Annotated in this window: 8 protein-coding genes and 1 pseudogene; 5 read left to right on the top strand and 4 right to left on the bottom strand. The window is 75.7% G+C overall.

Features of this window, described 5'->3' with window-relative positions; all coding sequences use genetic code 11:
- Positions 1-5: 5 nt before the first annotated feature.
- Positions 6-800 carry a phosphatidylserine decarboxylase gene (locus HH311_RS04445; RefSeq protein ID WP_169182289.1) on the bottom strand — a complete coding sequence of 265 codons (795 nt, stop codon included), beginning with the start codon at positions 798-800 and terminating at the stop codon, positions 6-8.
- A gap of 441 nt (positions 801-1,241) precedes the next feature.
- Positions 1,242-2,456, bottom strand: a complete 1,215-nt coding sequence (gene glp, locus HH311_RS04440) for a gephyrin-like molybdotransferase Glp (RefSeq protein WP_169182678.1) — start codon at positions 2,454-2,456, stop codon at positions 1,242-1,244.
- A 153-nt stretch (positions 2,457-2,609) separates the two neighbouring features.
- On the opposite strand from glp, the gene HH311_RS04435 reads away from it, so the two are divergent.
- The gene (locus HH311_RS04435; RefSeq protein ID WP_312029942.1) at positions 2,610-3,929 is read left to right on the top strand and encodes a serine/threonine-protein kinase; all 1,320 of its coding nucleotides are present in this window, start codon (positions 2,610-2,612) and stop codon (positions 3,927-3,929) included.
- A gap of 181 nt (positions 3,930-4,110) precedes the next feature.
- Positions 4,111-5,745, top strand: a complete 1,635-nt coding sequence (gene groL / locus HH311_RS04430; protein ID WP_169182288.1) for a chaperonin GroEL — start codon at positions 4,111-4,113, stop codon at positions 5,743-5,745.
- A 155-nt stretch (positions 5,746-5,900) separates the two neighbouring features.
- On the opposite strand, the gene HH311_RS33100 is transcribed toward groL, so the two are convergent.
- Positions 5,901-6,788: a type IV toxin-antitoxin system AbiEi family antitoxin domain-containing protein gene (locus HH311_RS33100; RefSeq protein ID WP_169182287.1), complete on the bottom strand. Its 888-nt coding sequence runs from the start codon at positions 6,786-6,788 to the stop codon at positions 5,901-5,903.
- Between the two features lie 233 nt (positions 6,789-7,021).
- Between HH311_RS33100 and HH311_RS04420 the strand changes: the two are divergent.
- Positions 7,022-7,390, top strand: a pseudogene (locus HH311_RS04420) (YccF domain-containing protein); the annotation flags it as partial.
- Between the two features lie 114 nt (positions 7,391-7,504).
- Here HH311_RS04420 and HH311_RS04415 read toward each other — a convergent pair.
- On the bottom strand, positions 7,505-9,175 hold the full coding sequence (locus HH311_RS04415; RefSeq protein WP_169182285.1) for a DNA repair helicase XPB: 1,671 nt from the start codon (positions 9,173-9,175) through the stop codon (positions 7,505-7,507).
- Between the two features lie 595 nt (positions 9,176-9,770).
- Here HH311_RS04415 and HH311_RS04410 point away from each other — a divergent pair.
- Both HH311_RS04410 and HH311_RS04405 read left to right on the top strand, forming a co-directional pair.
- On the top strand, positions 9,771-14,060 hold the full coding sequence (locus HH311_RS04410) for a nitrate- and nitrite sensing domain-containing protein (RefSeq protein ID WP_169182284.1): 4,290 nt from the start codon (positions 9,771-9,773) through the stop codon (positions 14,058-14,060).
- Positions 14,057-14,479 carry a roadblock/LC7 domain-containing protein gene (locus HH311_RS04405; RefSeq protein WP_169182283.1) on the top strand — a complete coding sequence of 141 codons (423 nt, stop codon included), beginning with the start codon at positions 14,057-14,059 and terminating at the stop codon, positions 14,477-14,479. The genes HH311_RS04410 and HH311_RS04405 overlap by 4 nt, the downstream gene beginning before the upstream one ends.
- The last annotated feature ends 10 nt before the right edge of the window (positions 14,480-14,489 follow it).

Here is a 14,489-nt window from a genome sequence, read left to right as displayed (position 1 = left end):
GGGGCTCAGCCCCCGTCGCCGGGGGCGGGCGGCGGGAGGGTCGCGACGACGGTCTCCGCGCCGACGGTGCGCTGGCCCACCTCGACCCCGATCTCCGCGCCCGGCGGCAGCAGCAGGTCGACCCGCGACCCGAACCGGATCAGCCCGTAGGTCTGGCCGGCGGCAACCTCGTCGCCCGGCGCGGCGTCGCACACGATGCGCCGGGCGACCAGGCCCGCGATCTGCACGACGGCGAGGTCGCGGCCCTCGGTGTCGCGCAGCCACAGCGACGTGCGGGCGTTGCCCTCGCTGGCCTCGGGCAGGTCGGCCGAGACGTAGGTCCCGGGGCGGTGCTCGACGGCGAGGACCTGCCCGTCGGCGGGGACGCGCTGCACGTGCACGTCGTAGACGGACAGGAAGGTGCTGACCCGCGGGCGCGGCCCGGACGGGAAGCCCTTCGCGACGAGCTCCGGCGGAGCCTCGGCGTCGCCGATCACGCTCACCGTGCCGTCGGCCGGGGCGACCGCGACGCCGGCCCGGCGCGGGGTGGTGCGGTGCGGGGCGCGGAAGAACGCGGCGACGGCGGCCGTCGTCAGGGCGGCCCCGAGCGTGCCGCGACCGCGGGCCGCCCGGAGGGCGAGGGCGCCGGCGGCGACGGCGCCGATCACGGGACGGCCGCCGGGGTGCAGGGGCGGGAGCGTCTCCCGGACCAGGTCGACCGCGTGGAGGACGGGGTGGCGCCGCGGGGCGGGCAGGCGCTCTCGGGCGGTGGCGCTCGGGTCACCCGGCGCCGGGGCGGGGGAGCGGTCGGACGCGACCATCGGTATGGGGATCCCTCGGTCGAGGAGCGGACAGCACGAACCTATCGGGCGCCGCACCGGGACCACGCGGCGGAAGGTGCCGCGGGCGCGAGGTCGCCGCGCGGACCGGCGCACGGGACCGGCGGCCGGGACCGGCGCGCGGAGCGGGCGGGGCCGGGGCCGCCATCCCCCGAGACGGCGACCCCGGCGAGAACCGCTCGTCCGCTCCCCAGCGACAAGCGGTTGGTCCACGACGATCGTCACTCGATCGCGCATCGGACTACCCCGGTCGAACTCCACGGCGTCCCCGCCATGAGAGTTCTCACACATGGTGCCCGATCTTCCTCGGGATCCCAAGGGCGATTCGCTCGGTCAGCGCAGCAGGAACACTCGCTCGGCGGCTCGACGGTTCGCTTTGCGCTGGTCGAACGGTGCGGAAACGGTCCAGCCCGTCACATCCGGTCAGGGCAGCGCGTCGAGCAGCCAGACCTCGACCTCGGTCCCCGCCACCACGTGGGTGACGTCCTCACCGACCACGAACAGGCAGTCCGCGTGGGCGAGCGCGGCGAGCAGGTGCGACCCGGCGCCCCCGACCGGGCTCACCGTGCCGGTGACCGCGTCGAGCCGGCCCCGCCGGAACTGCCGGCGGCCCGCGGGGGAGCCCAGGTCCTCGGCCACCCGGGCCGTCACCCGGGCCCGGTCCGGCTGCGGCTGCCCGGCCGCCGCCCGCAGCGCCGGCCGGACGAACACCTCGAACGACACCAGCGAGCTCACCGGGTTGCCGGGGAGGGTGACGACGGGGACGGCGCGCCCGTCGTGGGAGTAGCGGCCCGCGCCCTGGGGCATGCCGGGCTGCATCGCGACCTTGCTGAACGTGATCCCCCGCGTCGCGAACGCGTCCTTGACGACCTCGTAGGCCCCGGCGCTCACCCCGCCCGAGGTGATGAGGAGGTCGGTCGGCTCGTCGAGGGCGGCGTCGAGCGTGGCCAGGAACTCCTCGACGTCGTCGGGGACGAAGCGCAGCAGCCGGGCCACCCCGCCCGCGTCGTCGACGGCGGCGGCGAGCATCGGCCCGTTGGACTCGTGGATCTGGCCGTGGCGCAGCGGGAGTCCCGGCGCGACGAGCTCCGAGCCGGTCGAGAGCACGAGCACCCGGGGGCGCCGGTGCACGACGAGCTCGGCGGCGCCGACCGCCGCGGCCAGCCCGATCTGCGCCGGGCCCAGCACCGTGCCGGCGGTGAGGACGACCTGGCCGGTGACGACGTCGTCCCCCGCGCCCCGCACGCTCTGCCCTGCCTCGACGGCCTTCTCGACGGTGACCGTCGCGCCCGGGAGCCCGCCGTCGGTCCACTCCACCTGCACGACCGCGTCGGCGCCCTCGGGCAGCGGGGCGCCGGTCATGATCCGGTGGGCGGTGCCCGGCGCGAGCGGCGGTCCGTCGACGCGGCCGGCCGGGACGTCCTCGGGCACCGGCAGCGTCACGGGGACCTGGGCGAGGTCCGCCGCGCGCACCGCGTAGCCGTCCATCGCCGAGTTCGCGAAGGGCGGGAGCGCGATCGGTGAGGTGAGGTCGGCGGCCAGCACCCGGTCGCGGGCGTCGGCGAGCCCGACGGTCTCGGTGCCGGTGGGGGCGATCAGCGCGGCGACGGCCGCGGCGTGCTCCTCGACGGGGCGCATCGCGGCGGGGTCGCCGTGGTCGTGCCCGTGCCCGTGCCCCGTGCCGTGCTGCTGTCTCGGTGTGTCGGCGCCCACGGCGCCATCGTGCCCGGCCGGGCACGCCGGGGCCCGAGCGGACCCGTGCGGCGGTGCCCGGCGACTACCCTCGGCGCCGTGTCGGTCCCCCCGTCGGATGGAGTGCCGCCGGGTTCCCGGTCGGCCACCCCGACGCGCACCGAGGAGGACCTCGTCGGGACCGCGCTCGGCCGGTTCCGGGTCGAGTCGGTGATCGGCCGCGGCGGGATGAGCACGGTGTACCGGGCCACCGACACCCGGCTCGACCGCCGGGTGGCGCTCAAGGTCATCGACCCGGCGCTGGCCGGCGACGACGAGTTCCGCGCCCGCTTCCTCGACGAGGCCCGCAACACCTCCGCGGTCGACCACCCGCACGTCGTGCCGCTCTACGACGTCGACCGCGCGCCCGGCCCCGGCGGCGAGGAGCGGCTCTACATCGCGATGCGCTTCGTCGACGGGCGCGACCTCGCGTCGCTGATCGGTGGCCGCCCGCTGGCGCCGGAGCGCGCGCTGCGGCTGCTCGACCAGGTGGCCGACGCGCTCGACGCCGTCCACGCCCACGGCCTGGTGCACCTCGACGTCAAGCCGGCGAACGTCCTGGTCGAGGGCCGCGCCGGGTCCGAGCACGCCTACCTCGCCGACTTCGGGCTCACGCACCGCGGCGCGACCGGGCACCGCACGGGCGCCGGGGACTTCCTCGGCTCGCCCACCTACGCCGCGCCGGAGCACCTGCGCGGCGAGCCGGTGGACGCGCGCACCGACCTCTACTCGCTGGGCTGCGTCCTCTTCACCTGCCTCACCGGCCGGGCGCCCTACCGGGGCACGGTCACCGAGGTCATCGACGCCCACCTCGCCGGGCAGGTCCCCGCGGCCACGGCGGTCCTCGCGACGGCGGCCGCGGGAGCGCCGCCGCTCGGCCGCGAGGTGGACGAGCTCGTCCGGCGGGCCCTCGCCGCCGACCCGGCCGCCCGCCCGGGCAGCGCCCGCGAGCTGGTGGCGGCGGCGCGGGCGGCGCTGGCCCGGCGTCCGGGACCTCCCCGTCACCCGCGCGAGGGGAACCCCGGTGCGGATAGAGCGACGGGATCCTCCCCTCGTGGGGCGGTGCGGCCGGATCACCCGCGCGAGGGGAACCCTGGTGCGGATAGAGCGACCGGATCGCCCCCTCGCGGCGGCGGGAACGGGGCCGGACCGCGGCCGGGGACCGGACCCGTCGTCGGGAACCCGCGCCCCCCGACGGGACCGGTCCCGCGCCGGCAGCCGCCCGGCCCGCCGCCGCGGCGCGTCCAGGCCCCAGCGGCGCCCGCCGACCTGGGCGCCTTCGGTCGCGACGGCGGCCCGCGGCGGCCGGTGGTCGTGCTGGCCGTGGCGGGGGCGGTCGTCGTCGTGCTCCTCGTGGTCCTGGTCCTCGCGCTGACCTGACCGGGCCGGAGGGTCCTGAGTCGCTTGCACTCACCCCACCCGAGTGCCAGACTCGTGATTGGCACTCGCTATGTTCGAGTGCCAGGTCGGGACGGTGAGGCCGGCGGAACGGAGCCGGTCGTCCGTCGCGGGCACCGCGCCTGGCCGAGCACACGTGTCTCTCATCGGAGGACCACCAAGCATGGCCAAGATGATCGCGTTCGACGAGGAGGCCCGCCGCGGCCTCGAGCGGGGCATGAACAGCCTCGCGGACGCCGTCAAGGTGACCCTCGGCCCGCGCGGCCGCAACGTCGTCCTGGAGAAGAAGTGGGGCGCCCCCACGATCACCAACGACGGCGTCTCGATCGCGAAGGAGATCGAGCTCGAGGACGCCTGGGAGAAGATCGGCGCCGAGCTCGTCAAGGAGGTCGCCAAGAAGACCGACGACGTCGCCGGTGACGGTACGACCACCGCGACCGTCCTCGCCCAGGCGCTGGTCCGCGAGGGTCTGCGCAACGTCGCCGCCGGCGCCAACCCGATGTCCCTGAAGAAGGGCATCGAGAAGGCCACCGAGGCCGTCTCGCAGCAGCTCCTGAAGTCGGCCAAGGAGGTCGAGACCAAGGAGCAGATCGCCGCGACCGCGTCGATCTCCGCCGGCGACGCCCAGATCGGCGAGCTCATCGCCGAGGCGATGGACAAGGTCGGCAAGGAAGGCGTCATCACCGTCGAGGAGTCGCAGACCTTCGGGCTCGAGCTCGAGCTCACCGAGGGCATGCGCTTCGACAAGGGCTACATCTCGCCCTACTTCGTCACCGACCAGGACCGGATGGAGGCGGAGCTGGACGACCCCTACGTCCTGCTCATGTCCTCGAAGATCTCGTCGGTGAAGGACCTGCTCCCGCTGCTGGAGAAGGTCATGCAGTCCGGCAAGCCGCTGGCGATCATCGCGGAGGACGTCGAGGGCGAGGCGCTGGCCACCCTGGTCGTCAACAAGATCCGTGGCACCTTCAAGTCGGTCGCCGTCAAGGCCCCCGGCTTCGGTGACCGCCGCAAGGCGATGCTCGCCGACATGGCGATCCTCACGGGCGGTGAGGTCATCTCGGAGGAGGTCGGCCTCAAGCTCGAGTCGGCGGACCTCTCGCTCCTGGGCCGTGCCCGCAAGGTCACGGTCTCCAAGGACGAGACGACGATCGTCGACGGTGCCGGCGACGCCGAGCAGATCGCGGGTCGCGTGACCCAGATCCGCTCGGAGATCGAGCGCTCCGACTCTGACTACGACCGCGAGAAGCTCCAGGAGCGCCTCGCGAAGCTGGCCGGCGGCGTCGCGGTGATCCGCGCCGGTGCCGCCACCGAGGTCGAGCTCAAGGAGCGCAAGCACCGCATCGAGGACGCGGTCCGCAACGCCAAGGCCGCGGTCGAGGAGGGCATCGTCGCCGGCGGTGGCGTCGCCCTGCTGCAGGCCTCGGTCGGCGACGTCTTCTCCGGCCTCGGGCTGGACGGGGACGAGGCCACCGGTGCCAACATCGTGCGCACCGCGCTCGAGGCGCCGCTGAAGCAGATCGCGCACAACGCCGGCCTCGAGCCCGGCGTCGTGGCCGAGAAGGTCCGCGGTCTCGCGCTCGGTGAGGGCCTCGACGCCGCCACCGGCGAGTACAAGGACCTGGTCAAGGCCGGCATCATCGACCCGGCCAAGGTGACCCGCTCGGCGCTGCAGAACGCCGCGTCGATCGCCGCGCTGTTCCTCACCACCGAGGCCGTCGTGGCCGACAAGCCCGAGAAGGCGGGCGCCGGTGCCGGCGCCGACCCGACGGGCGGCATGGGCGGCATGGACTTCTAGTCCGTCCACCCGAGTCACACGGAGGGCCGCACCCCCACGGGGGTGCGGCCCTTTGTCGTGTGCGGGCCCGGTCGCCGGTGATCATCGCGATGACGAGCTCCTGACGGCTGGGCGCCCCAGGGGCTCGTCGTGCTGCCGATCATGCTCGGCCGCGGTCACGCGCGTAGCCGGGCCAGGACGCGCCGGACCTGGTCGATCACCTCGTCGGGCCGGTTCAGCAGGTCGTCCCAGGTGACCTCGACGACGGTCCAGCCGTCCGCCACGAGTGTCCGCTTGCGCACCCGGTCACCGACGAAGCGCTCGGGATCGACGTGGAACGCCCACCCGTCGACCTCGATGGCGAACCTCACGTCCGGGAACGCGATGTCGAGCAGCGCCCGGCGCCCGGTCGACAGCGTCACCTCGTGGTTGAGGGTCCAGCCGGTGACGCCGGCTCGGCGGAGCAGCGCGGCGACGAGCCGCTCGGGCTCCGACGCGGCGCGGTCGCCCGCCCGAACGAGCAACCGGTGCGCGGCCGCGGAACCCCGTCGGCCGAGGTGGCGGGACTGCGCCGCTCGCAGGTCCTCGAGGGTGACCTGCCCCTGCTGCAGGGCGCGGTCGAGGAACGTCTGGCCTTCGGGGCCGAGCGCGACGGCCGTGTCGAGCGTCGCGAGTGCCCGGCCCACGACCGGCAACCCACGGTGCTCGACGCGGTCCCCGCGGAGGTCCCGCTGCACGACCGTGACACCGCGCGGCGACTTCCTGGAACAGCCGCGGGGGAGTATGACCGTGAGGGGACGGGGATCGGTGACGCCGAGACCGAGCCACCACGCCGCCGCGGTCGCCCCCAGCGCTCCGGTCGGGCGGGCCCACTCGCCCGCCACACGGACGCGCGCAGTCACGGTCCACGCCCAGGCGATCGCGAAGTAGACACCGGGTGCGCGGCGAATCCACTCGCCCGAAGCCACTTTGCGGGCGATCTGGTCGTCGCTGAGCCCGCACGCGCGGGCCTGGGCCCGGGTGATCACGCCGTCGTGGGTGGCGAGGAACCGTTGGATGTCCACGGGGGTTGGACGGAGCCGAGGCCCTGTCGGCTCCGCCGAGTTCCATGATCGTCGTGATGACGAGGCCGTGGAGGCTGGGCGTCCGCGGGCTCGTCATCCTGGTGATCATGGAGTCTGGAGCGGCCGCCCACCCGGGCCCGATCGCACGCACCAGGACCCGACGGCCCGAAAATAGTTCCCCGAGTCCTCAGGGCCAGCTCAGCCGACGCGGGCATGCTGGACCCATGGAGGGCATCCGGATCCTGCTGAACCTCGTCTGGCTGGTGCTGGCCGGGGTGTGGATGGCGATCGGCTACGTCATCGCGGGCGTCATCTGCTGCGTGCTGATCGTGACCATCCCGTGGGGGATCGCGTCGTTCCGGATCGCGCTGTTCGCCCTGTGGCCGTTCGGCCAGCGGCTGGAGCGGCGGCCCGAGGCCGGGATCGGGTCCACCCTCGGCAACATCGTGTGGTTCGTCGTGGCCGGGTGGTGGCTGGCCATCGGCCACGTCGTCACCGCGATCGCGCTGGCCGTCACGATCATCGGCATCCCGTTCGCGTGGGCCAACCTCAAGCTCGTCCCGGTCTCGCTGACCCCGCTCGGCCGCCGCATCGTGGACGTCGACGACCCGCGCAGCTTCGGCGTCGGCCCCTCGCGTCCCGCCCCGGGCCCGGCCCCGGCGGCCCCGGCGCCCGGCGGCCGCACCGAGATCCCCTGGTACGGCCGCTGAGCGACGTCAGTCCGCCTCGGGCACGGGCGGGCCGAGGAGGTCGTCGGCGTCGACGATCCGGTAGGCGTAGCCCTGCTCGGCGAGGAAGCGCTGCCGGTGGGCGGCGTACTCGGCGTCGACGGAGTCCCGCGAGACCACCGAGTAGAAGTGCGCCTGGCGCCCGTCGCCCTTGGGGCGCAGCAGCCGGCCGAGGCGCTGGGCCTCCTCCTGGCGTGACCCGAACGTCCCGGACACCTGGACCGCGACCGACGCCTCGGGCAGGTCGATCGAGAAGTTCGCGACCTTCGAGACGACGAGGACCGGGATCTCCCCCCGGCGGAACCTGTCGAAGAGGTCCTCGCGCTCCTTGTTGCGGGTCGAGCCCTGGATCACCGGGGCGTCGAGCGCGACGCCGAGCTCGTCGAGCTGGTCGAGGTAGGCGCCGATCACCAGGGCGGGCTCGTCGGGGTGGCGCTCCAGGATCGAGCGGACCACCGGGATCTTCGTGCGGGCGCAGGCGCACATCCGGTAGCGCTCGTCGGCCTCCGAGGTGGCGTAGACGATCCGCTCGTTCTCGGTCATCGTCACGCGGACCTCGACGCAGTCGGCCGGCGCGACCCAGCCCTGCGCCTCGATGTCCTTCCACGGCGCGTCGTAGCGCTTCGGGCCGATCAGCGAGAAGACGTCGCCCTCGCGGTTGTCCTCGCGGACCAGGGTCGCGGTCAGCCCGAGCCGGCGCCGCGACTGCAGGTCCGAGGTCATCCGGAAGACCGGGGCGGGGAGCAGGTGGACCTCGTCGTAGATGATCAGGCCCCAGTCGCGGGAGTCGAACAGCTCCAGCGCCCGGTACTCGCCCTTGGTCTTGCGCGTCATCACCTGGTAGGTCGCGATGGTGACCGGCCGGATCTCCTTGCGCTCGCCGGAGTACTCGCCGATCTCCTCCTCGGTGAGCGACGTCCGCGCCACGAGCTCGCGCTTCCACTGGTGGCCCGCGACGGTGTTGGTCACCAGGATCAGCGTCGTCGCGCCCGCCTTGGCCATCGCCGCGGCGCCCACCAGGGTCTTCCCGGCGCCGCAGGGCAGCACGACGACGCCGGAGCCGCCGGCCCAGAAGCCGTCGACGGCCGCGGCCTGGTAGTCGCGCAGCTCCCAGCCGGTCTGGTCGAGCTCGATCCGGTGCGCCTCGCCGTCGACGTAGCCCGCGAGGTCCTCGGCCGGCCAGCCGACCTTGAGCAGCATCTGCTTGAGGCGCCCGCGCTCCGACGGGTGGACGACCACGGTGTCGTCGTCGAGGCGGTCGCCCAGCATCGGGGCGATCTTCTTGTTGCGCAGCACCTCCTCGAGCACCGCGCGGTCGAACGAGACGAGGACGAGCCCGTGGGCGGGGTCGTTCGTGAGCTGCAGCCGTCCGTAGCGGCCCATGGTCTCGACGACGTCCATGAGCAGCGCCTGCGGGACGGCGAAGCGCGAGTAGGTGACGAGGGCGTCGACCACCTGCTCGGCGTCGTGGCCCGCCGCGCGGGCGTTCCAGAGGGCGAGCGGGGTGACGCGGTAGGTGTGGACGTGCTCCGGGGCCCGCTCGAGCTCGGCGAAGGGCGCGATCGCGGTGCGCGCGGCGCCGGCCTGCTCGTGGTCGACCTCGAGGAGCAGCGTCTTGTCGGACTGGACGATCAGCGGTCCGGTCCCGGGGGTGCTCACGGTCTGCGGTCCTCCTCCGAGGCGCTCGACGACGGTACCGACGGCGGGCGTGGCGACCCGCCGTCGGATCCCATTGTCCTCGCCCGCGCAGACGATCACTCGGACCGCGCCCCCAGGGGCCTGACCGGCCACGTCGCGTGATCGTTCCGGCGCGGACGAGCGGTGTCCGCGACGGGCTGCTGTCCTCGTCAGGGGGTGCGGATACACTTCCCGGCCACCGACACCTGCTCCGAGGAGTGACACACCACCCCGACGGGGCCGCCGTGGGCGCACTGATCGTGTTCCTGCGTCCGGCCGACCTGCCCGAGCCCCTTTCGACCCAACCCCGAGCCCGGCGTCCGGCGGACCGAGTCCGCGCGAGCCGGTCAACCCCTGCGACGGATCGACGGATGCGCCTCTCCACCACGCTGTGCGCACGCTCCGCGTTCGCACCACCCTCTCGCGACGGGTCGCCATCACTCCGGTGGCCCCGCGGTGGGAGGGATGTCGGGAGTGTAGCCCATCGACAACTACAGAGGGTGCGGCAGGCGTCCGATCAGGGGCCGCGTGTCGCGGCAGGCGACCGACCGACCGGTGCAATGGGAAGGATGAGCGCGTGACCGCTCCCGTCCGCAGACCCGACGCGCGAGGTGACGCCCGCGCCGGCGGCGCGCCCGACCCGGGGGCGTCCGACCGCGTGCCGCTGGGCGAGCGGCTGGCCCTGCGCAACTGGAGCCTGCCGGTCAAGCTCGCGGCCGTCCTCCTGGTGCCGACGTTGTTCGTCATCACGCTCGGGGTGCTGCGCATCGTCGAGCAGACCGAGAAGGCGCGCTCGTACGACGGCGTGCAGCAGGCGGTCGCGCTCGAGGGCGACAGCGCCCGGCTGCTCGCCTCCCTCGACGCCGAGCGGCGTGCCGCCGCCGTGTTCCTCGCGACGAACCGGGCGGGCGGCTTCGGGCCGGTCCAGGACCGGGTCGACGACACCAACGACCAGTTCGCCCGGCTGCGCAGCACCTACGAGTCGGCGAACTCGGTCGACGACCAGACGCGCTCCTCCTACCGGGACGCCTCGAGCGCGATCAGCCAGCTCGACCGGGTCCGTGACGACGTCCGGGGCGGCGGCGTCGACCCGGCGGGCGCGATCTCCCGCTACACCGACGCGACGTCGGCCGTGCTGACCTTCGACGAGTCGCTCACCCGCGAGGCCGCGGACCCGTCGATCGCGGGTCTGTCGACCGGCCTCTACGCGCTCTCGGAGATCCGGGAGCAGGACGCGTACGTCCAGGCGGTCGTAGCCTCGGCGATCGCGGGTGGTCGGATCGACGCCCCGTCGATCGACCAGGCCCGCAACGCGACGCTGCGCCGCAGCATCGCCGTCGACGAGTTCCGCAGCGCGGTCGGCACCGACAACGCGGCGCTGGCCGACGCCGTCGTCGGGCCGGACGTCGACGCCCGCGACCGTCTCGCCCAGGTCGTCCTCGGCCGCGGGAGCGCGGGTCTGCCGCTGCAGGTCTCGGCCCAGGACTGGGACTCGGCGTCGAACGCGGTCCAGCAGCAGGTCACCGACGTCTCCGACCAGCTGCGCGGCCGGCTGCAGGCCAACGCGGCCGCGCTGCAGAACGGTGCGCGCAACGCCGCCGGCGTCGCCTCGGTGGTGCTGCTGCTGGCCCTCATGGCCGGTGCCGCGGTCGTCTTCTTCGTGACCCGCTCGCTGCTGCGGCCCCTGCGGCTGCTGCGCCGCACCGCGCTCGACGTGGCCGAGCGCCGGCTGCCCGCGGCGGTGCGCAGTCTGCGCGAGGGCGAGGCCCCGGACACCGAGGTGGCTCGCACCCCGATCGAGACGCGCGAGGAGATCGGCGAGGTCGCCCGGGCGTTCGACCAGGTGCACGGGCAGGCGGTGCGCCTCGCGGCCGAGCAGGCCGGCCTGCGCACCGCGTTCAACAGCATCTTCGTCAACCTGTCGCGGCGCTCGCAGGCCCTCGTCGAGCGCCAGCTGCGCCTGATCGAGCAGCTGGAGAACAAGGAGGAGGACCCGGAGGCCCTCGCCGAGCTCTTCCAGCTCGACCACCTCGCGACGCGCATGCGCCGCAACTCCGAGAACCTCCTGGTGCTCTCCGGCACCGACCTCGCCCGCCGCGGCGGGCGCCCGGTGCCGCTGGTCGACGTGCTGCGGGCCGCGGCGTCCGAGGTCGAGCAGTACCAGCGGGTGGAGCTCGCCCCGCCGCCGTCGGTCCAGCTGCTGGGCCGGACCGCGGGCGACGTCGTCCACCTGGTCGCGGAGCTGCTGGAGAACGCCGCGGCGTTCTCGGCCCCGGAGACCCGCGTCGACGTCCTCGCGCGCCCGGAGCACGACGGCACCGTCGTCCTCGAGATCTCCGACCGCGGTGTCGGCATGACCGACCAGGACCTCCTCGAGGCGAACCAGCGGCTCGCGTCGCCGCCCACCGTCGACGTCTCGGCGTCCCGCCGGATGGGTCTCTTCGTGGTCGGCCGCCTCGCGTCGCGCCACGCCATCGGGGTCTCGCTGCGGACCCGGGACGGCGGTGGGGTCGTGGCCGCCGTCCGGATCCCGTCGTCGGCGGTGCTCTCCGGCGGCCCCGGGAACCGCGTCGGCGGCACGCAGTCGACGCGCGCGCTCGGCGGCACCGGTCTGCCGGTGCGCGCCCCGGGCCAGGCGCCGTTCGGGCCGCCGGCCACCAACGGCTCGGCCCGCCCCGAGCCCGCGGGCACCCCGATCCCCCGCCAGGAGCCCCGCGAGGGCGGCGGGCCCGGGGAGGGTGGCGGCGGGCTGCCGCGTCGCCCGGCGGCCCGTGGCGGTGCCGCGGCGGCGGGGGCCGCGGCGGCGGGGGCGGCCGCGTTCTTCGCCCCCTCGGTCGACCCGGAGGGCGGGGAGTCGGCGCCGCAGGGCCCGGCCGAGCCCGCGCCGGGCGACGGCCAGGAGCCCCGGCGCAACGGGCTGGGCGGCTCGCTCGCCTCGGCGCTGCCGCGCCGTCCGATGCGGTCCGGTCCGGCCCCGACGTTCGACGACGCCGCCGCGCCGGCCGGGCCCGACGCCGGCTCCGGACCGCCCCAGGGCCCGCCGGAGCACGCCGCCGCGCACGGGGCTCCGGACGACGCCGAGCCCGACGACGCCGACGACGAGGACGACGACCGCGTGGCCTCGGTCGTCGGGGACGACACCGGCGACGAGAGCGTCACCGTCTGGAGCCAGACCGGCGCCGACGACGCGCCCGAGCCCACCGAGGAGGCCCCGGTCGCCGAGGCCGGCCCGGACCGGCCCGCCGGCCCGCCGGCCGGGGCGATCCCGACGCGCGCCGTCGCGGCCCACGCGTGGCGCGGTCCCGACGGCGAGCCCGAGGTCGACGAGGGCGGGACGGAGACCGGCGAGGCCGAGCAGGCCGGTCCGGGTGGCCGTCACGGCCTCCTGGCGCCCGAGCCCGGCCCCGCCGGCCCTGGTCCCGCCGGTCCCGGTCCCGCAGGCCCCGGTCCGATCGGGCCCGACGGCCGACCGGCGCCGCGGCCACGGCCCGGTGCCATCCCGCCCGAGGGCTGGTGGCGCCGCGAGCCGGGCCCGCCGCCTCCCGGTCAGCGCGGTCCGACGGGTCACCCGGGCATGCCGGCGCGGCCGGGTGCCCCCTACCAGGGGCCGCGCCCCGGTCCCTGGAGCCATCCGGGTGAGGACGGCCCGGAGCAGCCCGCCGCGGGCGAGCCGGGCCCGACGCCTCCGGCGACGCCGCCCGCACCGTCGCCCACCATGTGGAACGGCGCCGAGGTCGTCCCCCCGCCCGGGCCCACCACGGGCGAGGCGCCCGCGGTGACGCCGGACGCCGAGGTCACCGAGGCGGCGGAACCGGCCGAGGCCGAGGCGGTCGGGGACCGGCACGCCGTCCCGGCCGGCGACGACGAGCCGGGGACCACGGCCCCCGCGGCGGTCGACGAGGCGGGGCCGGTGGCCACGCCCGACGCCGCCGAGGAGCCCGCAGCTGAGCCCGACGCGCCCGAGGCCCCGGCGGAGCAGGAGGAGGTGGCGGCCCCCCGGCCGGCGGCGCGACTGCCGCTGCGACCGCTCTCCCAACGCCGCCAGCCCGAGGGCGGACCGCTGCTGCGCCCGGGCTCCGCGCCCCGGTTGCGGCCGCGGCCGCTCGCCGACGCCGACGGTGCCGCCGCCGCGGGACCCGCCGAGGACGCCCCCGCGGCCCAGCAGCCCGCCACCGGCGAGGAGCTGTTCGCCGAGGCCGACGAGACCGCGGCGCCGGCCGGCCCGGCGCCGGACGCCGGCCCCGTGGCCCCCGCGCACCCCGCGGCGGTCGGCCCCGGCGCCGGCCACACCAACGGCACCCACGGGAACGGCACCCACGGCAACGGCACCAACGGCACCAACGGGAACGGCCACGGCCTCCCCGGCCGGAGCGCGCCGGAGGGCCTGCCGCGGCGCCCCGCGGCCGTGCTCCCGAACCGGGAGCGGACGCCGATCTTCGACGAGGTGGCCTCGGTCTGGTTCCGCGAGCCGGAGCCGAACGACCCGAGCGGCATCGACCCGGAGTGGGCGAGCGCGGGCCGGGGCGGCTTCGACGCCGGAGCCCCGTCGCTGGCCGCGGTCGACGCCGGGACCACCGAGTCCGGCCTCCCCCGACGCCGCCCGCGGGCCCACCTGGTCCCGGGCAGCGCACGGCCGAGCCCGTCGCCGGCCCCCGTCGCCGAGGCGGGCGAGGCCGGCGGCGCCCTGGGCACCCCGCGCCGCAGCGCGGAGGCCGTGCGCGGCCGGTTGGCGAGCTACCAGCGCGGTGTGGCCGACGGTCGGTCGACCCGCCCGGTCCCCCGACCCGACGGCGGCCCCGCCGGCGAGGTCCCGACGAGCGGCCCGGCACACCATGCCGCACCGCACACCGAGGAGGAGGAGCAGTGACGGCACCCCAGTCGCAGCCCAGCAGGTTCGGCTGGCTGGTCTCGAACTTCGCCGAGCGCGTGCCCGGCGTCGCGCACGCCGTCGTGGTGTCCGCGGACGGCCTGCTGCTCACCGCGTCCAACCGGCTCCCGCGGGACCGCGCCGACCAGCTCGCGGCCGTCGCGTCCGGGCTGATCAGCCTCACCCAGGGCGCCGCGCGGTGCTTCGAGGCCGGTGAGGTCGTGCAGACCGTGGTGGAGATGGAGCGCGGCATCGTGCTCCTCATGTCCATCAGCGACGGCTCCTGCCTGGCGACGCTGGCCGCGCCCAACTGCGACATCGGACTGGTCGGCTACGAGATGACGCTCCTGGTCGACCGTGTGGGCCAGCTGCTCACCCCGGAACTGCGCGCGGAGCTGCAGGGATCGGGTTTCCGATGAGCCGCCGGGA

The sequence above is a fragment of the Actinomycetospora sp. TBRC 11914 genome (genome assembly GCF_012933465.1).
Lineage (GTDB): Bacteria > Actinomycetota > Actinomycetes > Mycobacteriales > Pseudonocardiaceae > Actinomycetospora.
This window is presented reverse-complemented; position numbering and strand designations above follow the sequence as displayed.

What these genes read in the sequence shown, in the direction of transcription:
- HH311_RS04445 (WP_169182289.1), bottom strand. Translation starts at nt 800, where the DNA reads ATGGTCGCGTCCGACCGCTCCCCCGCCCCGGCGCCGGGTGACCCGAGC.
- groL (WP_169182288.1), top strand. Translation starts at nt 4,111, where the DNA reads ATGGCCAAGATGATCGCGTTCGACGAGGAGGCCCGCCGCGGCCTCGAG.
- glp (WP_169182678.1), bottom strand. Translation starts at nt 2,456, where the DNA reads ATGCGCCCCGTCGAGGAGCACGCCGCGGCCGTCGCCGCGCTGATCGCC.